Origin of the sequence: Photobacterium rosenbergii (genome assembly GCF_003026455.1) — a bacterium.
Lineage (GTDB): Bacteria > Pseudomonadota > Gammaproteobacteria > Enterobacterales > Vibrionaceae > Photobacterium > Photobacterium rosenbergii.
Window position 1 is genome coordinate 31,920 of record NZ_PYMB01000018.1, and the last position, 17,710, is coordinate 49,629.

Sequence of the window (17,710 nt, forward strand, 5' to 3'; positions counted from 1 at the left end):
CGTACCAAGTTTTGGAGTTATACCCTTGGCTAACATCAAATCTGCTAAGAAACGTGCGATCACTTCAGAAAAACGTCGCCAGCACAACGCTAGCCGTCGTTCTATGATGCGTACTTTCTTCAAGAAAGTTATTGCTGCTATCGAAGCGGGCAACAAAGAAGCTGCTACTCAAGCTTTCGCTGAAATGCAACCTGTTATGGATCGCATGGCTACTAAAGGCCTGATCCACAAAAACAAAGCTGCACGTCACAAAGCTCGTCTAGCTGCTAAAATCAAAGCTCTTTAATCTGAGTTTCTGATTTCGATAAAAAAACCGGCTTACGCCGGTTTTTTTATATCTGCTTTTTAGCCATCGTTGCGCTGCTAGGTCCCGCAATACATCTTGTGTAGCAACTGGATCATCGCTTTGACCTCATCGCTCTTAAGGCGGTAATACACCGTCTGAGCTTCTTTCCTTGTTTCCACCAGGCCATCACGCCGCAACCAAGCCAGATGCTGCGACAGTGCCGACTGGCTAAGGCCCAGCCGCTCGCTCATCATCCCGACCGACATTTCTTCTTCCAATAAGTAACAAAGGATGAATAGACGCCGTTCGTTGGCCATTGCTTTTAGCAGAGCTACGGCTTTAGGGGCATTCTGCTCCATTTGCTGTAGTTCCATACTGCTACCACCTGTCAATTAAGTTAACGCTAATGTACTTAATTTAAACATGGTTTTCTAGCACGCAGTATGGATATTTGAATCAAACGAACAAAAATCAGCAACTTTATTTAAACAGTTTTCTAAAGTCTGCCTCACATATGCGTTTTACCGCCGGGTGCATGATCATTCGCTCAGCAAAGATGACGTAGTACTCTTCCTTGATTTCCTTCACCCGCTTGACTTCACGGATGTTATGGGTGGTGTCTTCCAGTTCGGCGGCATAAATAGAAGGCGCAACGAACATCGACTGCTGATACAAGCCAAAGGCTTTCATCAAGGCAGCATCATCAAATTCACCGAGGATATTCGGTGTAATCCCCATCTGATCAAACCAATGGATAAGCTTGCGCCCCATCGCCGTACGCCGGCCCGGTATCAGCAGCTTATAGTCTTCAATACAGGCAGGGAAGTTCAGCGGCTTGTCTGGTTCATTGCAGAAGAAGCTCATGGTCGACTCACCCAGCTTCTTGCTGTAGAGGCCTGGACTCTGGGTGGAGTCCACCGGACAATCCGACAGGATCATATCCAACTTATGCTGTGATAGCTGCTCAAGCAGCATTTCGTGGGTCGATTCATAGCAACGCAAGTGTATGCGCTCGTCTTCTGGCAAACCTTCCATCAACACTTTACTGACGAGGCGTTTAGACAACGCATCGGCCACGCCTACTTCCAGCAACAAGTTCTCGCGCTGGGTGTAGTTGACGATATCTAGCATCTCATAGCTGAGGTCAAACATCTTGTCGGCATACTTAAAGACCAGCTGGCCCAACTCTGTCGGTTCGATGTTACGACCAACACGTTTGGTCAGCTTACCCTTTAAACGCTCTTCCAGCGCCCGGATCTGTCCGGTAACCGTCTGCGGCGCCAAAAACAACGCATCGGCAGCCTTGGTGACTGAGCCTTGCTTGCAGACCATCCAGAAGTAATAAAGGTGGTTGTAGTTTAGGTGAGACATGTTTAGCAACCATTTTCCATAAGCAGTGTCATTCCAATCGGGATGGGCAAGCGTCAACGGAGACGTTGAACTACCGAGTACAAGAAGAGTATACAGTAACGGGGTTACAAAATGCTGATGACGTAGTCGGTCTTGTTAACCAGCAACTTAGACTATGAAGGTGCTGATTGGAAATCACACTGCCCTAAAATAAAAAATCCCAGAAGCCAGCTTACGCTTAGCTTCTGGGCGCTTCAACCGTAATCATTCATTCACAAATGAAATATTACACTTATTCAGTTTTCATACATCGAAAAAAATGTTTATCACTCTGATGTTGAAGCCGTTTTTTGATCCATCACGGACATTTTCCGATAACGCTCGCCCACGCGCTGCTCAAGCGCCCGGGAACGGAACGGGCTATCATTTTCAACCATCGCGGTAGTTTCTGCAGCCGATTTACCCTGGTTCAAACCTGCTAGGTAGGCCTGGCAGACATCTGAGCTGTCATCTTGGGTGCAGCTTTGGTAATCCGGTACTGCCATTGCTGTCGCAGACACCATGAGCCCAACAATCATCATTGCGCGTTTCATATTACACCTCCACTTTCCTTGGCAATGCCCCTTGGCAACGAACGGCTAAGCATCATATAGCCAATAACCGCTGATATCGTCGACCCCAACAGGATGCCCAATCGAGAGTAAGTACTGAACTCCTCCGGTGCGCCAACAAAGGCCAGCGACGAGATGAAGATAGACATGGTAAAACCGATACCACACAGTACTGAGACCGCAAAAATCTGCCTGAACCCAATGCCTTCCGGCATGCTTGCCAAACCGGTTTTAATCGCCAGATAACTTGCGGTGAAAATGCCTAGGGGCTTACCGATCATCAGACCGAGGGCAATACCCAATGGCAACATAGATGTCAGGCCACTTAGGGATACACCTTCTAGCGAAATACCGGCGTTGGCAAAGGCAAACACTGGCAAGATAAAGAAGGCCACATACGGGTGTAGGGCATGCTCCATTTTCTTGAGCGGTGAATGCTCGTCTGACAAACCGTTATCGCCGGATAGCGGAATCGCAAAGCCCAATACCACACCTGCCAGTGTTGCATGGACGCCCGACTTCAACACACTGACCCAAAGGATCAGGCCAACAACCACGTACCAAGAAATTTTGGTGACGTTTTTCGCATTCATAATGAAAAGAGCTGCGGTTGATGCGAACGCAACAGCAAGCGCCAATGTCGACAAGTCACTGCTATAGAACAGAGCAATGATCACGATAACACCCAAGTCATCGATAATCGCGAGCGCCAGCAGGAAGACTTTCAAGGTGACCGGCACACGGCTACCTAATAGCGCCATGATACCCAATGCGAAGGCAATATCGGTAGCAGCAGGGATCGCCCATCCCTTAACTGCCAACGGGTCGGCAAAATTGAACAAGGTATAAACCAGCGCCGGCGCGATCATCCCGCCCACGGCGGCGATAGCCGGGAAAATGGCTTTTTCTTTGGTGTTCAGCGCCCCTTCGATTAGTTCACGCTTCACTTCCAAACCAATCAGCAGGAAGAACACAGCCATCAGACCATCGTTGATCCAATGTGAAATAGACAAACCTGCGACATAGGTGTGCAGTGTGCCGTTATACAGGTCTTGCAGTGGGGAGTTCGCAATCATCATGGCCAACGCCGCCGCGATGATCAGGATTATCCCACCAGCAGACTCTAGTTTTAAGAACTTACGAATAGCATCGGTCATCGACCGGAACTCCTTTTCGTGAAACAAATGTCACAATAAAAATGTAAATTTAGTTTAGACGTCACAGCACTAAACTGTTAAATCGTTTGTTCAGAATATAAACATCGGTAAAACCGAATAATACACCCCCAATACAAGCAATAACCGTACTGTCCAAATTACGCTGTCATATTTGTCATTTTTAACTGTTCAAAAAGCCATCGATAACTAATAAATTCTAAAAAAAACGCAATTACAAGAGAAAAAATTTTAACGACACCATCAATCTTTCAATATTAAAAATAGCCTTAATTTTCAGAAATATAAAATCAAAGTAAATTTTTCATTACACCGACAATCACTGCTTGACCGCACAAAAAGAGCACAAACTTACTTTGTGACAGCAACTGTCATATTTCTGAAATATTCGATCTCTACCATCGCCCCCAGATTTCAAAAATATGAAACCAAAACGACATATTCCTGTCATGGAGAAATGATTATGACTACCCAAGCCTCTACTGCTGAACAGCCAATGAACAGCTCTATGCGCTGGGTCCGCTGGGCTAACCTAGCGTTCATGCTTTACGTTCTACTTGTTGCTGTATCGGTTGTGAGCAGCGGCTTTAAACTGTCTGTTGGTGAACAAGCTAAAACGCTCTTTGAGTTTGCCTCGCATCCGATTGCTGGCCTGATGATCGGTCTGGTAGCGACATCGCTTATCCAGTCATCAAGCACAGTAACCTCTATCATTGTAGGTCTTGTTGCTGGCGGCCTGCCAGTCGAAACCGCGATCCCAATGGTTATGGGTGCTAACATGGGTACAACCCTAACCAATACCTTGGTTAGCCTTGGTCATGCTCGTTGTAACGAGGAATTCCGCCGTGCCTTTGCCAGTGCAACAATCCATGACTTCTTCAACCTGCTAGCTGTAGCTATCTTCCTACCATTGGAGATGATGTTCGGCCTGCTGGATAAGATTTCGACTTGGTTGGTATCACCAATGATGGGTACTGCCAACATGGATATGGGTGGTCTTAACTTCATGAAGGCCGTTACTGGCCCGGGTGTTAACCTAATTAAAGGCCCACTGTCTAGCTTCGGTACTATGGGTGGCCTGTTCATGATTGCCATCGGTATCGGCTTGATTTTCATCTCTATTACAGCGATGGGTAAACTGATGCGTAGCCTAATGGTTGGCCGTGCACGTGAAATCCTGAAGAGCGCTATCGGCCGCGGTCCAGTACACGGCATCGCATCAGGTACAGTGGTAACGGTTCTGGTTCAGTCTTCTTCGACCACAACCAGCCTGATGGTTCCGCTAGTAGGTACTGGTGTATTGAAAGTACGCGATGTATACCCATTCACCCTTGGTGCTAACATCGGTACATGTATCACGGCTCTACTTGCAGCAACAGCAGTATCAGGTGAGTTCGCTGTGTTCGCACTGCAGATTGCATTGGTTCACTTGGCATTCAACCTAATGGCAACAGTACTTATCTACGGTGTACCGTTCCTACGTGAACTACCGCTGAAAGGTGCCTTCTACCTAGGTGAAATCGGTACCAAGAGCAAAGCAGCAGTAGCTGGCTACATCGGTCTAGTATTCGTTGTTATCCCTGGTGCTATCCTAGCTCTGACAGCGTAATCGCTCACAAAGAATCACTAAACAAACCCCGCTTCGGCGGGGTTTTTTGTTATGCGGAAAACGATGCTGTGGTGCTGTGGTGCTGTGGTGCTGTGGTGCTGTGGTGCTGTGGTGCTGTGGTGCTGTGGTGCTGTGGTGCTGTGGTGCTGTGGTGCTGTGGTGCTGTGCAAGTCTGCTTAGAAGGCTATTTTAGTCAAGCTATCTCGCTTCATTTTTTCTCATCATACTCCCTCCCAATTAGAATACTTTCGGCGTAATTCCATAGGACCACAGAACCATAGGGCCGCTGCTCTATACCGCTTTTCACCCACAAAAAAGCCCCAAAAAGGGGCTTTTTGGGACTCAAAAGTGTTTCAGTAGCAATATTTTGTTACCCGCAGCAAGGTTTCTATACAGAAAAAGGGTACCTGATCGGGTCGTGATGCTGGTAGCCAACTACCTCGAAGTCATCCATAGTGACCCAAGTTTCCAAATCTTCCAGCGATTTGATGTCAGGGTTGATCTTCAGCTGTGGTGACGGGAACGGCTCACGCTTGAGCTGGACATCACGCATCAGCTCTAGCTGATCTTCGTAGATGTGGGCATTGACGATCTTGTGGTATGCCTGTCCTGGTTTGTGGCCGGTGATCTGGGCCACCAGTGCCAACAGGGCAAAAACCTGGATTTGGTTGAAATTCAGCCCCAGAGGAACATCACAAGAGCGCTGGTAGCTGGTCAGGTGAAGGGTGTCACCAACCAAAGAGAAAGTGTGGGTGTGCATACACGGGCGCAAGCAGCCCATATCAAACTCACCTGGGTTGTAAAACGTCAGGATCTCACCACGGTCATCAATGCCTTTGCTCAGGTTATCGATGATTTTACGCAGTTGGTCGATTGTGCTGCCATCTGGCTTTTGCCAGCTACGGCCCTGTACGCCATAGACTCGGCCCATATCATCCTCACCCTTACGGTGCGGGTTTGCCAGCCAAGCCGCATTATCGTTGGCATTCATATCCCAGGTCTTGGTACCCAGAGCACGGAAATCTGAAGCATTGTCGTAGCCGCGGATATAACCCAGCATCTCTGCAATCGCCGCTTTCCAGAAACTCTTGCGGGTGGTGATCAGCGGAAACTGGTTGTTGGCAACATCATAGTTCAAGTCGGCGTTGATCACCGTCAGGCATCGCTTGCCTGTACGCTCGTTCTCAACCCATACTCCTTCGTCCACAATGCGCTGGCAAAGCGCGAGATACTGTTTCATGGTTCCGCTGGCCCTAATTCAAAATTTCAAGTGCGGCTAATTCTACACGAAACCACAAATTATTCAGGGAGAGATTATCTCTGGACACAAAAAAGGCAGCCCTCGGGCTGCCTTGTTATCATTTGTTTGGAATTAGGCTGTCTTGCCCTTTGGCTGGCACTTGTAGGCCCACAGCATCATCAGGGCGCCACCAATGACCATTGGCAGTGACAGGATCTGTCCCATGCTGATCCAGCCGCCGAACAAGCCAAGGTGTGCATCCGGTTCGCGGAAGTACTCGACGATAAAGCGGAAGCTGCCATAACCGAATAGGAACAAGCCTGAGGCCGCACCGGCTGGGCGAGGCTTACGGATGAACACATTGAGGATGATCATCAGCACCAGGCCTTCAAGGAAGAACTCGTACAACTGAGAGGGATGGCGTGGCAACGGGCCTCCCGTCGGAAAGACCATTCCCCATGGCGAGTCAGTTACCCTTCCCCATAGCTCACCATTGATGAAGTTGCCCAACCGGCCAACCCCCAACCCGAATGGCACCAACGGCGCAATAAAGTCGGCAACATTAAAGAAGGTGCGGTTGTTCTTGTAGGCATACCAGAACATTGCTGCAATCACACCGAGCAAGCCGCCATGGAACGACATACCGCCGGTCCATACCTTGAACAAGTACAGCGGATTATCCAAAAACAGTGGGAAGTTGTAGAACAGCACGTAACCTATACGGCCACCCAGCACGACGCCGAGGAAGCCAGCAAACAACAAGTCACTGACCTGCTCGCGGGTCCAGCCACTACCTGGCTTATCAGCCCGGCGATTAGCCAGCCACATGGCAAATACAAACCCCAATAAATACATCATGCCATACCAGCGGATGGCTAACGGCCCGATTTCAATCAACACCGGATCAATATTCGGAAACGTTAAATAACCTTGGCTCATCAATTTTATCTCTATACTTCACAGGCAATATGCCTATGATGACTACCCCATAAACATTTTGATACTGACAAACAGTAAAAAAATCGCAAATATTTTCTTAAGTACTGGCGTTGGTAAATGGCTCACCCAAGCTGCACCAAACCGGGTGGTCTGCATCGAGACCAGCACAATCCCGAGCAATGCAGGTAAATAGACATAGCCCAAGCTCATCGGTGGTAAAGCCTGCTCCCCTACTCCAGCCAGGACAAATCCGGTCATCCCCGCAATAGCAATCAGTGCGCCGGAAAACGAAGCACAACCGATAGCCCGTCGCATTTCAACCCCATGCCAATTGAGGTATGGCACAGTCAAAGAGCCACCACCAATACCGGCTAAACTGGACACTACACCAATCACACCGCCTGAGCAGAATGTTCCCAGACCACCAGGTAAATCATGCTTACCGCTAAACCGCATCGACAACAGCATTTGCGTGGCCAGCAATAAAACAATAATGGCAAAGATTTTCGGCAGCATCGAGGAAGGCACCAACTCAGCAACAAAACTGCCACCCAACCCACCAATGACAACACCTGGCGCCAAGCTGCGCACAATGGTCAAATCTACATTGCCGAGCCGAAAGTGATTTCGGGCCGAAGAACCTGATGTCAGCACTATGCTGGCAAGGGACGTCCCCAGCGCAATATGCATCACCAAACCCGCTTCGATACCGGCTTTCGGCAGCAACCAGACCAGTGCAGGTACAACCAGCAAACCACCGCCGATACCCAGCAAACCTGCTAAAATACCGACCACCGCGCCAAGCACCAGGCAATAGCCGAACACCCACAGTTCACTGCCATACATAGACAAAATGTCGGCCATACTACTCACACCAATGACAACACAACAAGGCTACTTACCAGCACGGATAAAACCGCCCAAACCATGGCCATCAACAAACTCAATCGTATTGCGCCGCACTTCATCGGCATAGGTTGCCGACAGGGCGAAATCCGCCAACTGCTGCATATCACTCACCGATACATGGCGCAGCATATATTTTATCTTGGCTACATTACGGGTATTCATACTCAGTGAACGGTAACCCATCCCCACCAGTAACAAGGCACCAATAGGATCACCGGCTAACTCACCGCAGACACTGACTGGCAATTGCAACTGCTGGCTCACGTCAATAATATGCTTGAGCGCATGGATCACTGACGGATGCAGTGCATCATAGACACCGGCAACCCGCGAATTGTTCCGGTCAACAGCCAACAAATATTGGGTTAAGTCATTGCTACCAACAGAAATGTAGTCCACCCGCCCTTTCAAGACCGGTAACTGGTAGAGGATGGAAGGGACTTCAATCATGATCCCGATACGCGGCCTACGCAGTGTATAACCCTGCTCGGCAGCTGTTTTCGCCACCTCGGTATAGGCCCGCTCAATCAGGGTCAGTGACTCGTCCAACTCAGCAATACCGGAAATCATCGGCAGCAGGATATCCATGTTGTCATGGCCAATACTCGCCTTGAGCATCGCCCGAACTTGGATCAAAAAGATTTCTGGATGATCGAGGGTAAAGCGGATCCCGCGCCAGCCAAGGAACGGGTTGTCCTCTTCAATCGCCAGGTATGGCAAGGGTTTATCCCCACCAATATCCAAGGTTCGCATCACCACCGGTTTACCGCAGTAGGTTTCGAGGATCGACTGGTATTGCTGGGTTTGCTCTTCCTCAGAAGGGAAACTACGCTGCAGCAAGAAAGGCACCTCTGTACGGTACAAACCCACGCCATCAACACCTCGGTTAACTGCGATACTGGTATCGGCACTGAGACCGGCATTGAGGAAAATATTGATCCGCTCGTTATCCAGCGTCGCCGCCGGTTTATCCAGTCCGGTCTCAACCACAGCGGCTAGTTCTTGCTCTTCCTTCTGTAGGCGGAGGTATTCAGCCAGCACATGGCGGTTTGGGTTGACCAGAAGATCGCCCCGGTAGCCATCAACAATAACCTGACTGTTATGAATTTTCTCCGGTACAAAATCAACGCCCATGACCGCAGGGATCCCAAGCGCCCTTGAGAGTATCGCAGCATGGGAGTTAGCCGCCCCTTCTTGAGAAACGACGGCAGCCAATTTATCGCGTGGCACACTGGCTAGCATGGCCGCAGTCAACTCGCGGGTCAGCAACACCACCGGTTCATCCCAAGCATGCTCGGTAACTTCTTCATTAGCCAAAAAGAACAGCAGGCGCTGGCCGAGCTCACGGATATCTTGTGCCCGTTCTTTGAGATAGGCATCTTCCATATTGGCAAAACGGGCAGAATAGGTTTCGACCACTTGGCGAATCGCCCACTCTGCCAAGTCACCACCCGCGATTTTGTGGAACAGATCCTTGCGCAGCATAGGATCATTGAGCAGGTGACTAAACAAGTCGAAAATTGCCAGCGTTTCCTTGTGCAACTCACTATCGAAGCGCTTGCGCAGGCGACGGAATTCAGCACTCGCCAGTTCGATGGCAATACTCAGCCGTTCTTGCTCTTCCTCCCGATCCAAACAGGAGGCAGGGGAGACCAACTCTAACCGAGGTTGATTATCATCCCACCAAGCACGGGCAACCGCGACACCGGTCGATGCCGCCGAACCGACCAAATGCAAGCCGTTATGTTGATCCGGCCACATCCCCTGCGCTTTGGCATGGGCCAGCAACACTGCCAACTGCGCCGCCAGGGTAACCATAAACGACTCTTCGCTTTCATCGAACTCGCGCTGCTCACGCTGCTGGATAACCAAAACACCCAAGACCTGGCGCTGGTGAATAATAGGGGTACCAAAAAAGGAACTGAAAGATTCTTCCCCGATCCCGGGAAGATGTTTGAAATGGGGGTGATGCCGCGCGTCGGCGACATTGATTGGTTCGGCCCTATCGGCAACCAACCCCACAAGGCCCTGCCCAAAAGGCAGGCCGACATGACGGTGGGGCTTTCTTAGCCCCTTGGTTGCCATCAAGGTAAAACGCTGTCGCTGCTGATCAGCAATGTACACCGAACAACACTCGGTTTTCATTGCCTTGCAGGTGCTGATCACCAGTTGTTCCAGGGCATCAAGCAGACTCGGGGCAGTCGCCACCTTTTCAACAATTTCTCTTAGTTGCGTCAGCATAATCCGCCCCGCTCCCTACCAACTGGCCTAGCCGCGTTTGCCCCGGCGCTTTTTTCGTTCTTTGCGCTCTTTAAAAGGCATGGCTATGGCAGCAAATTCTTTTAATGCTCTGCGATAAACATCTCGCTTGAAGGACACAACCTGACGCACCGGATACCAATAGCTGACCCAACGCCAACCATCGAATTCAGGTGTGCTGCCACGCTGCATGTTCACCTTTGACTCATCGCACTCTAGACTGAGCAGAAACCATTTCTGCTTTTGCCCGATACAAACTGGCTTAGAATCCCAGCGCACCAGTCGCTTGGGTAACTTGTAGCGAAGCCAATGGCGGCTTGACGCCACAATACGTACATCCTTCTTGGTTAGCCCTACTTCCTCGTAGAGTTCCCGGTACATAGCTTGTTCAGGCGTCTCACCCTCGTCTATACCACCTTGCGGAAACTGCCAGGAATGTTGTCCATATCGTCGAGCCCAGAATACTTGGCCATGGCTATTACAGATCACAATACCCACATTTGGGCGGTACCCATCGCCATCAATCACTGGACGACCTCAATTAAATCTCTATTAATAGTGATTTTTTCACAGACAACCCAATGGGTAAACAAACATTGTTATTTATCCTTCTATTTTCCTAGCCAAGCCTCATAATCTGGATAACTTTTGACTTCTGGCTACTTTATAAACACCACAATGAGACCCAGCCCACATTTATACACGATTTCTGTGGATAGAATTGTGAAGAAGCCGTCAATCCAGCGGGTTACTGTTCCATACTTGATAGTAGGCATGTCATAAAAAACCACCTCAACCCAATAAAAAAACCTTTATAAACATAGCTTAATTACAATTTAATTAATGTTCACACTCAATTGTGACAAGATCATTTCTGCCACAACTTTAGATCGGTCAAAGATCAACCAGCCATCATTTTATCCACATCAAAAAGCAGCAACCACTCAAAAAACCATCACACAACTGGTCAAATTAGCAACCAACCCCTGTATAAAAACACATATTCAACCAAATAAAGTTTTTTCGCCCATTTAGCTGTGGATAACTAGATAATAGGATCCTCGGATGCAGCTATGGTAGGATCGCCTGCCATTAACAAGGTAGACACCATGCAACCGACGCCGAAGACAGAACAGGAACTATTGACGCGAGCCAATGCACTGGCCGGGATGACCCTCGGTGAGCTGGCGCACATGGCAAATATCACCGTTCCCGCCGATCTTCGACGTGATAAAGGCTGGGTGGGGCAACTGCTTGAATGGCACCTTGGCGCCACAGCCGGCAGCAAGCCGGTACCCGACTTTGCCGAACTTGGCATTGAGCTCAAGACAATTCCGGTGGGGTATCATGGCAAGCCGTTAGAAACGACTTTTGTCTGTGTTGCCCCTCTGATTGGGTTACACGGCTTACGCTGGGAAAACAGCCATATCCGCCACAAACTTGCCCGTGTACTGTGGATCCCGGTTGAAGGTGAACGGGATATTCCTTTAGCTGATCGCCATGTCGGCTCGCCACTGTTATGGAGCCCATCGCCAGAGGAAGAACAGCAACTCCGGCAAGATTGGGAAGAATTGATGGATATGATAGTGCTAGGCCAGGTTGAACAAATCACAGCGCGTCACGGCGAAGTGCTACAGTTACGCCCGAAAGCGGCCAACAGCAAAGCGCTGACAGAAGCCTATGGTGCCAATGGCCAGCCGATCAAAACCCTGCCGCGAGGCTTCTACCTCAAGACCCAGTTTACGGCAGGCCTGCTGGAAAAGTATTTTATCCTTTAGCCAACGGCTGATTCTTTAAATCTTCCCTAAAGTGCGATTGTCATATCTTCCCGGCAGCTACTTACCTGGCCATCCGGCGAGAACTCATCATAGGGATCGATAACCCTGAGGGTCACACTGGTGATCCCAAGAGGCCGTAATAGATCCCCCGCCTGTTCAATCGACTGGAACTTGACCATCTCGCCGCCATCGGTCTTTAGCGGCTCAAGGTGATGTTTATACTCGACCTCTATCAAGTAATCGGAGCAACCAGCATAACTCGTCAGGATACACGCAGGGATGGCCCCGTTACCTGCTTTTGTCCAGTGCTTAAGCTGTGACAGCTTCATTTCGCCTCTCCCCAACATTACCCAATAAAACAGCCCAATACAGCTTAACTATTGGTCACAATCATCCTCCCAGCAAGGTCAGGATAGAGACTCGGTAGGGTGTTGTGGGACTTCTCACACTATTGAACTCGCGCTATAGTCGAAAAAAGAACATCTGCTGAGTCCAAGGAGGGCTAATGAAATACCACAAGATCCCACACTCGAACCTTGAGGTCAGCAAAATCTGCCTCGGTACCATGACCTTCGGTGAACAGAACAACGAGCAAGAGGCCCATAGCCAACTTGATTTGGCTTTTGAACGCGGGATCAACTTTATCGATACCGCAGAAATGTATCCCGTTCCCCCCAATGCTAAAAGCCAAGGGTTAACTGAGACCTATATCGGTAACTGGTTGAAAAAGACCGGCAATAGGGACAAAGTGGTGCTGGCGACTAAAGTGGCGGGGCCGCGGAATACGCCGTATATCCGGCCTGAGATGGCTCTCGACCGGCGCAATATCCATGATGCCGTTGAAGCTAGCCTCAATAGGTTGCAAACCGACTATATCGACCTGTACCAAATTCACTGGCCACAGCGCGAAACCAACTGCTTCGGCCAACTCAACTACCAATACCAGGAAGATCATTCCGGGGTCACCCTGACCGACTCGCTTGCCGCATTGGACGAATTGGTCCGGGCTGGGAAAATCCGCTATATCGGCCTGTCCAACGAGACCCCGTGGGGCGTGATGTCGTTCCTGCGCCTGGCAGAAAAACACAATTTGCCACGGGTTGTCACTATCCAGAACCCCTATAACCTGCTCAACCGCAGCTTTGAAGTGGGACTATCGGAAATCAGCCACCACGAAGGGGTCGAACTACTAGCCTACTCACCGCTCGCATTCGGTACCCTCAGTGGTAAATACCTCAATGGCGCTCGTCCAGAAGGCGCACGCTGTACCTTGTTCGAGCGTTTCTCACGTTATTTCAAGCCGCAGGGCATTGCTGCTACCGAAGCCTATGTCAACGTTGCACACAAACATGGGCTGGATCCGGCCCAAATGGCATTGGCCTTCGTCAACCAGCGCCCCTTTGTTGCCAGCAATATCATCGGGGCGACGACCCTTGAGCAGCTTAACGCCAACATCGACAGCCTAGATGTCACGTTGACCGAAGACGCTCTGCAGGATCTCCAAGAAGTCGGAACCCAATACTCCAACCCTTGCCCGTAGGCCAACCATCGTTCTCAACAGCAAACTAAAGACAAAAAAAAGCCCCCGTAATACGGGGGCCGAAAAACATTAGCTCAACCAACTTAGGTAGACACCTTTGTTGATGCCCGGCTACTTTACCTAACCCTCCACATGGGCTCTAGGCCACATTCGTCGCAAAGCGTTGGTAAATGTTACAAGCCGTGACGGCTGATACCTGTTGCTAACAGTTGGTCATATTTCCTTCCCCCCGCAAGCGATTTACGGGGGGAAGCGTTACGTGACAAGTCTAGATTTGTATTCCCGTCTCAAATGACGCACCTTACGACCAGCTGATGTCGCCAAGAGATCTTGGGAGATACGGTGGTCTTTATCTATCCCCATATCTTTGAGCAAGTGCTCTGATAGGTGATATGGCAAGTTGATTTGAATACGACGGTGTTCTCGCCGCCATAGCGCGTCCTCACGTTTGACATCGAGTTGAACAAGAAAGACTGCAAGGCGTAAATAGACTGAGTGGCGCATAATAGTGCTCTCCAATTAATTTAATAGTTAATAAGAGGGACACAGATCCTGCCGTTCAGGCTGACAACATAAGCAAAACTTAACTAGCCGCGACAGAAATCCGCGGCCCATTTACACAGCGGATTGCCGTTAATGATTTGGTTTGGCGCAGGTATCACCGAATGAACAGGTGTGCGACATCAAGATACTACTTTGCATATCAGTTCCTCCGGTAATAAGTTATGAAGATGTGAAATATGGGTTTATTGTAACAAGCCGTGATTACAAAACAACCACTTACCTTGCCGCTGGCGATAAAAACAACAATCTCCTGCATTTATCCCCAGATAGCAATGAAATATGAATGAATTACCTACATAGAGATAAATGGCAGAGCAAGGCTCCGGCTCAGCCTTGGCGAAAGTGCTTGGGCGGCGGAACAAGATCATGCTTATTGAGTAACCGGTACATGGTTGCCCTTGATACGCCAAGCTCCCTCGCGGCAGCTGAAATCTGGCCCTTGTTGTTTTCAAGCACAGCGAGGATCGCCCCCCGTTCAGAGTCCGCCCGGATTTTCTTCAGGCTCTGCTTGTCATCCATGATCCTTGGCAAATCGAGATGATCCGCTTCAAGCACCTTGTCATCGGCCAACAATATCGCCCTCTTGATATGGCCAATCATCTCCCTGACATTACCAGGCCATGAATAACTGGCTAACAACTGGCCTGCTTCCGGTGAGAGTTGTTTGACTGGGCTGTTGTATTGGCGGGCAAATTTCAGCATAAAAAACTCAGCCAACAACACGATATCCTCACCCCGCTCGCGCAGGGCCGGTACCATCACACCAAGGGCATTGAGGCGGAAATAGAGCTCCTCACTCAGAAGTCCAGATTCCAACAACTCTTCTTGGCTATAACGGGTAGAGACTATCAACCTGATATCTGCCGAGACCTTTCGGCCCGTTTCGGTTATAAAGGCCTCATCTTCAAGCAGACGAACCAATTCTTGCTGGCGAGGAAGATCAAGCTGGGTAATTTCATCCAAAAACAGCACGCCACCATCGGCGGCTTCAAGGCAACATTGTTCAGGCTTGCCTGTACTGGTTTCGACCATCCAACTCTCAGGTAGGGATTCGCAATTGACGCTGACAAACGCCCCTTTGCCCCGAGTGGAGGCTTGATGGATTGCCTGGGCAACCAATTCTTTACCGGTACCGATTTCCCCCTGAACCAGGACAGGCACATCAGCCATTGCGATGCGCTTCACGTGGTTGCGCAACTTTTTCATCGCCGCCTGCTCTCCTTGCAAGCCGGATTGGCCAAACACGCCAAGTTGTGGCCACACCCGGTGCTCAAGATGGAGCATACCTAATTGGTGCCCGATCGTATCAAGCAGTTGGGATTCAGGCACTGGATCGGTGAAATAATCAATACAGAAATTCACAATGAACTGGCAGATAGAATCATGGGCTAATTGTCGCTCCTGTACCAACGCTAACCAACGCACCTGCTTATTGCGGTTGACCAGTCCAGCAACCCCCTGCAGGCTAAAATCATCACGGGTGAGATCAACAACACCAATACACGGCCCAAGTTCCAACATCAGTGACTCTGCCGCCCGGAGATCGTAACAGCGATGGCAAGCCCAGCCCGCTTTCTCCAGCACCTTGATCCATGTTGGGGTCCCTCCCCCCAATATCACCAATGTTCCCAAGACAGCGTTGTTTCCCTGTATTCTTTTCATCTGCAATCCCTTCCGGCCAGAGCAAGCCTGTTAGCTGATAAGTCATACCCAGCGCAAAGATACCCCTTGTTAACGGCAAGGCCGCCGCCAGCTAACTACCACGATTTAACTAATGCGCAATTAATTTAATATTAAAATTGTAGTCAAGTCTGGCGGATGGAAGAAATTTTGGACGCAAATAAAAAAAGCGCCCGCAGGCGCTTTCATATTTCATACTTTTACAACAAAGCGTTAGCTAACAGTCACCTGTTCACCCTGGGCCTCTGTTTCTGCTGTACCAATCTCATTCTCTGACTTGGCAACAATGGTGTTTACAGCAGTGTCACCAACAACGTTTGAACTGGTACAGAACATATCATTGATTCGGTCAACCGCAGCAATGATCGCCAAACCTTCAGGTGGTAGGCCTAGTTGGTGAAGGAGTACACCAACCATTACCACACCGCCGCCTGGTACGCCACCAGCACCGATTGAAAGTAGCAGGATAGTCAGGCCAAGGGTAAAGATATCAGCGCTGTTGATTGGCTGGCCGAACGCATTCGCTACGAACAGAGTGGCCAATGCGATGTAGATAGAAACCCCAGACATGTTCATGGTCGCGCCCAATGGAACACCAAAGCCCGCTACCGACTTGGATACGCCAATCTTGTCAGTCAGGGTACGCATAGTGACCGGAATGGTTGCATTCGAGCTTGCAGTAGATAGCGAGAACAGAATTTGCTCGCGGGTATGGCGCAGGAACGCACTTGGTTTGATACCTGTTGTTAGGCCAACCATCATTGGGTAGAAGAAGAAAATCCAGAACACCAGCATCGATACAACCAACGCCACATAACCGGCAACCGACATCAGGGTATTAGCATCCAATGTCGCACCCAACTGGATCATCAGGGCAAACACACCAAATGGCGCTAGGCTCATTACCAGACCAACCAGTTTCATCATCACTTCGTTGGCCATTTTGAACGTTTTGATCGCGGGGCCGCCACGGGTATCCAGCGCCTGGATAGCCAAGCCTGTCAGAATAGCCATGAAGATGATCTGCAGCATGTCGCCGTTAGCAAAAGCTTGCACCGGGTTGCTTGGTACGATGTTAACAATCAGCGAGAAAATATCCGGCGTTTCGGTCGTGGTCAGTTGCACTGACTCTGTCACTGTCCCTGCCAAGTTCGCACCCGCGCCCGGCTGGAAAATCATACCTATGGTCAAGGCCGCCGTAATCGCGATAATGGTATTGATAATGTATAGAGCAAAAGTTTTACCACCAAGGCGACCAAATGCAGTGATGTCTTTCAGTTCAACGATGCCGCACACAATCGACACGTACACCAAAGGAACAACCAAGAGTTTGATCAGTGAAACAAACATGCCGCCAGCACCTTCCGCTAGGCCGAGCACATAAGTATCCATCAAGGTCACGCCGTTAAACAGGTACTGAATTGCCGTACCGAGGATCAGGCCGGCAAACAAGCCTGTAAATATCTTTCCTGATAGCGATTTCTTCATCGTCCATCTCCAGTCTGTTGTGCTTGTAAAAACTCTGTTTACTTCCTATTCCCGCTGTCTATCGCGAGATTGGGCGTCATTTTACACAGCCAAGACAAACTTAAAAGAACAATTTTTACAATTTAGCTACAGTTGAAACACAAAATCAATCACTAACATAAAATTAAAAACACAAAACAAAACACCAAACCCCAAGCAAAACGGCAACTTATTCACAATATGAATAGCAGAATGTGTGGCGACTTATTGCTTTGCCTACAAGGTTATCAATTACGTAAAACG

18 protein-coding genes are annotated in these 17,710 nt (G+C 49.5%); 5 read left to right on the top strand and 13 right to left on the bottom strand.

The genetic code is table 11. The annotated features are described in order from the left end of the window. Positions 1–25: 25 nt before the first annotated feature. Entirely contained in the window at positions 26–286 is a 261-nt protein-coding gene (rpsT, locus tag C9J01_RS22395) for a 30S ribosomal protein S20 (protein WP_036799376.1), read from the top strand. A gap of 77 nt (positions 287–363) precedes the next feature. Here rpsT and C9J01_RS22400 read toward each other — a convergent pair whose 3' ends face one another. From C9J01_RS22400 to nhaA, 4 genes are all read right to left on the bottom strand, one after another. Beyond that, positions 364–660: an ArsR/SmtB family transcription factor gene (locus C9J01_RS22400; RefSeq protein ID WP_107300363.1), complete on the bottom strand. Its 297-nt coding sequence runs from the start codon at positions 658–660 to the stop codon at positions 364–366. A gap of 106 nt (positions 661–766) precedes the next feature. Beyond that, positions 767–1,657, bottom strand: a complete 891-nt coding sequence (gene nhaR / locus C9J01_RS22405) for a transcriptional activator NhaR (protein WP_107300364.1) — start codon at positions 1,655–1,657, stop codon at positions 767–769. Positions 1,658–1,962: 305 nt separating this feature from the next. Next, positions 1,963–2,229, bottom strand: coding sequence for a hypothetical protein (locus C9J01_RS22410; protein WP_107300365.1), 267 nt, complete (start codon positions 2,227–2,229; stop codon positions 1,963–1,965). Continuing rightward, positions 2,226–3,404, bottom strand: a complete 1,179-nt coding sequence (nhaA, locus tag C9J01_RS22415; RefSeq protein WP_107300366.1) for a Na+/H+ antiporter NhaA — start codon at positions 3,402–3,404, stop codon at positions 2,226–2,228. The genes C9J01_RS22410 and nhaA overlap by 4 nt, the downstream gene beginning before the upstream one ends. 481 nt (positions 3,405–3,885) lie before the next feature. Between nhaA and C9J01_RS22420 the strand changes: the two genes are divergently transcribed. Further along, the gene (locus C9J01_RS22420) at positions 3,886–5,031 is read left to right on the top strand and encodes a Na/Pi symporter (protein ID WP_107300367.1); all 1,146 of its coding nucleotides are present in this window, start codon (positions 3,886–3,888) and stop codon (positions 5,029–5,031) included. A gap of 51 nt (positions 5,032–5,082) precedes the next feature. After that, entirely contained in the window at positions 5,083–5,211 is a 129-nt protein-coding gene (locus C9J01_RS30080; protein ID WP_272898735.1) for a hypothetical protein, read from the top strand. Positions 5,212–5,419: 208 nt separating this feature from the next. Here C9J01_RS30080 and C9J01_RS22425 read toward each other — a convergent pair whose 3' ends face one another. From C9J01_RS22425 to rppH, 5 genes are all read right to left on the bottom strand, one after another. Further along, positions 5,420–6,271 (bottom strand): thymidylate synthase, encoded by an 852-nt coding sequence (locus C9J01_RS22425; protein ID WP_107300368.1) that lies wholly within the window; start codon positions 6,269–6,271, stop codon positions 5,420–5,422. Between the two features lie 132 nt (positions 6,272–6,403). Then, positions 6,404–7,210: a prolipoprotein diacylglyceryl transferase gene (gene lgt / locus C9J01_RS22430; protein WP_107300369.1), complete on the bottom strand. Its 807-nt coding sequence runs from the start codon at positions 7,208–7,210 to the stop codon at positions 6,404–6,406. Between the two features lie 42 nt (positions 7,211–7,252). Then, on the bottom strand, positions 7,253–8,056 hold the full coding sequence (locus C9J01_RS22435) for a sulfite exporter TauE/SafE family protein (protein ID WP_107300408.1): 804 nt from the start codon (positions 8,054–8,056) through the stop codon (positions 7,253–7,255). A 48-nt stretch (positions 8,057–8,104) separates the two neighbouring features. After that, the gene (gene ptsP, locus C9J01_RS22440) at positions 8,105–10,360 is read right to left on the bottom strand and encodes a phosphoenolpyruvate--protein phosphotransferase (protein WP_107300370.1); all 2,256 of its coding nucleotides are present in this window, start codon (positions 10,358–10,360) and stop codon (positions 8,105–8,107) included. Between the two features lie 27 nt (positions 10,361–10,387). Then, positions 10,388–10,906 carry an RNA pyrophosphohydrolase gene (rppH, locus tag C9J01_RS22445; RefSeq protein ID WP_039465987.1) on the bottom strand — a complete coding sequence of 173 codons (519 nt, stop codon included), beginning with the start codon at positions 10,904–10,906 and terminating at the stop codon, positions 10,388–10,390. Between the two features lie 581 nt (positions 10,907–11,487). On the opposite strand from rppH, the gene mutH reads away from it, so the two are divergent. After that, on the top strand, positions 11,488–12,156 hold the full coding sequence (gene mutH, locus C9J01_RS22450; protein WP_107300371.1) for a DNA mismatch repair endonuclease MutH: 669 nt from the start codon (positions 11,488–11,490) through the stop codon (positions 12,154–12,156). 26 nt (positions 12,157–12,182) lie between these two features. Here the strand turns inward: mutH and C9J01_RS22455 are convergent, their stop codons facing one another. Further along, positions 12,183–12,485: a DUF6482 family protein gene (locus tag C9J01_RS22455; RefSeq protein WP_107300372.1), complete on the bottom strand. Its 303-nt coding sequence runs from the start codon at positions 12,483–12,485 to the stop codon at positions 12,183–12,185. A 176-nt stretch (positions 12,486–12,661) separates the two neighbouring features. Here C9J01_RS22455 and C9J01_RS22460 point away from each other — a divergent pair, with 176 nt between their 5' ends. After that, complete coding sequence (locus tag C9J01_RS22460; RefSeq protein WP_107300373.1) at positions 12,662–13,696, top strand: NADP(H)-dependent aldo-keto reductase; 1,035 nt, start codon at positions 12,662–12,664, stop codon at positions 13,694–13,696. Positions 13,697–13,951: 255 nt separating this feature from the next. Here the strand turns inward: C9J01_RS22460 and C9J01_RS22465 are convergent, their stop codons facing one another. From C9J01_RS22465 to C9J01_RS22475, 3 genes are all read right to left on the bottom strand, one after another. Beyond that, complete coding sequence (locus C9J01_RS22465) at positions 13,952–14,200, bottom strand: hypothetical protein (RefSeq protein WP_107300374.1); 249 nt, start codon at positions 14,198–14,200, stop codon at positions 13,952–13,954. A gap of 387 nt (positions 14,201–14,587) precedes the next feature. Continuing rightward, positions 14,588–15,922: a sigma-54-dependent transcriptional regulator gene (locus tag C9J01_RS22470; protein ID WP_107300375.1), complete on the bottom strand. Its 1,335-nt coding sequence runs from the start codon at positions 15,920–15,922 to the stop codon at positions 14,588–14,590. Between the two features lie 231 nt (positions 15,923–16,153). Then, positions 16,154–17,428 (bottom strand): dicarboxylate/amino acid:cation symporter, encoded by a 1,275-nt coding sequence (locus tag C9J01_RS22475; protein ID WP_107300376.1) that lies wholly within the window; start codon positions 17,426–17,428, stop codon positions 16,154–16,156. Between the last annotated feature and the right edge of the window lie 282 nt (positions 17,429–17,710).

Excerpts from the sequence above, each read along its gene's own strand:
- C9J01_RS22400 (WP_107300363.1), bottom strand. The coding sequence starts at position 660 with ATGGAACTACAGCAAATGGAGCAGAATGCCCCTAAAGCCGTAGCTCTG.
- nhaR (WP_107300364.1), bottom strand. The coding sequence starts at position 1,657 with ATGTCTCACCTAAACTACAACCACCTTTATTACTTCTGGATGGTCTGC.
- C9J01_RS22410 (WP_107300365.1), bottom strand. The coding sequence starts at position 2,229 with ATGAAACGCGCAATGATGATTGTTGGGCTCATGGTGTCTGCGACAGCA.
- nhaA (WP_107300366.1), bottom strand. The coding sequence starts at position 3,404 with ATGACCGATGCTATTCGTAAGTTCTTAAAACTAGAGTCTGCTGGTGGG.
- C9J01_RS22420 (WP_107300367.1), top strand. The coding sequence starts at position 3,886 with ATGACTACCCAAGCCTCTACTGCTGAACAGCCAATGAACAGCTCTATG.
- C9J01_RS30080 (WP_272898735.1), top strand. The coding sequence starts at position 5,083 with ATGCGGAAAACGATGCTGTGGTGCTGTGGTGCTGTGGTGCTGTGGTGC.
- C9J01_RS22425 (WP_107300368.1), bottom strand. The coding sequence starts at position 6,271 with ATGAAACAGTATCTCGCGCTTTGCCAGCGCATTGTGGACGAAGGAGTA.
- lgt (WP_107300369.1), bottom strand. The coding sequence starts at position 7,210 with ATGAGCCAAGGTTATTTAACGTTTCCGAATATTGATCCGGTGTTGATT.
- C9J01_RS22435 (WP_107300408.1), bottom strand. The coding sequence starts at position 8,056 with ATGTATGGCAGTGAACTGTGGGTGTTCGGCTATTGCCTGGTGCTTGGC.
- ptsP (WP_107300370.1), bottom strand. The coding sequence starts at position 10,360 with ATGCTGACGCAACTAAGAGAAATTGTTGAAAAGGTGGCGACTGCCCCG.
- mutH (WP_107300371.1), top strand. The coding sequence starts at position 11,488 with ATGCAACCGACGCCGAAGACAGAACAGGAACTATTGACGCGAGCCAAT.
- C9J01_RS22455 (WP_107300372.1), bottom strand. The coding sequence starts at position 12,485 with ATGAAGCTGTCACAGCTTAAGCACTGGACAAAAGCAGGTAACGGGGCC.
- C9J01_RS22460 (WP_107300373.1), top strand. The coding sequence starts at position 12,662 with ATGAAATACCACAAGATCCCACACTCGAACCTTGAGGTCAGCAAAATC.
- C9J01_RS22465 (WP_107300374.1), bottom strand. The coding sequence starts at position 14,200 with ATGCGCCACTCAGTCTATTTACGCCTTGCAGTCTTTCTTGTTCAACTC.
- C9J01_RS22470 (WP_107300375.1), bottom strand. The coding sequence starts at position 15,922 with ATGAAAAGAATACAGGGAAACAACGCTGTCTTGGGAACATTGGTGATA.
- C9J01_RS22475 (WP_107300376.1), bottom strand. The coding sequence starts at position 17,428 with ATGAAGAAATCGCTATCAGGAAAGATATTTACAGGCTTGTTTGCCGGC.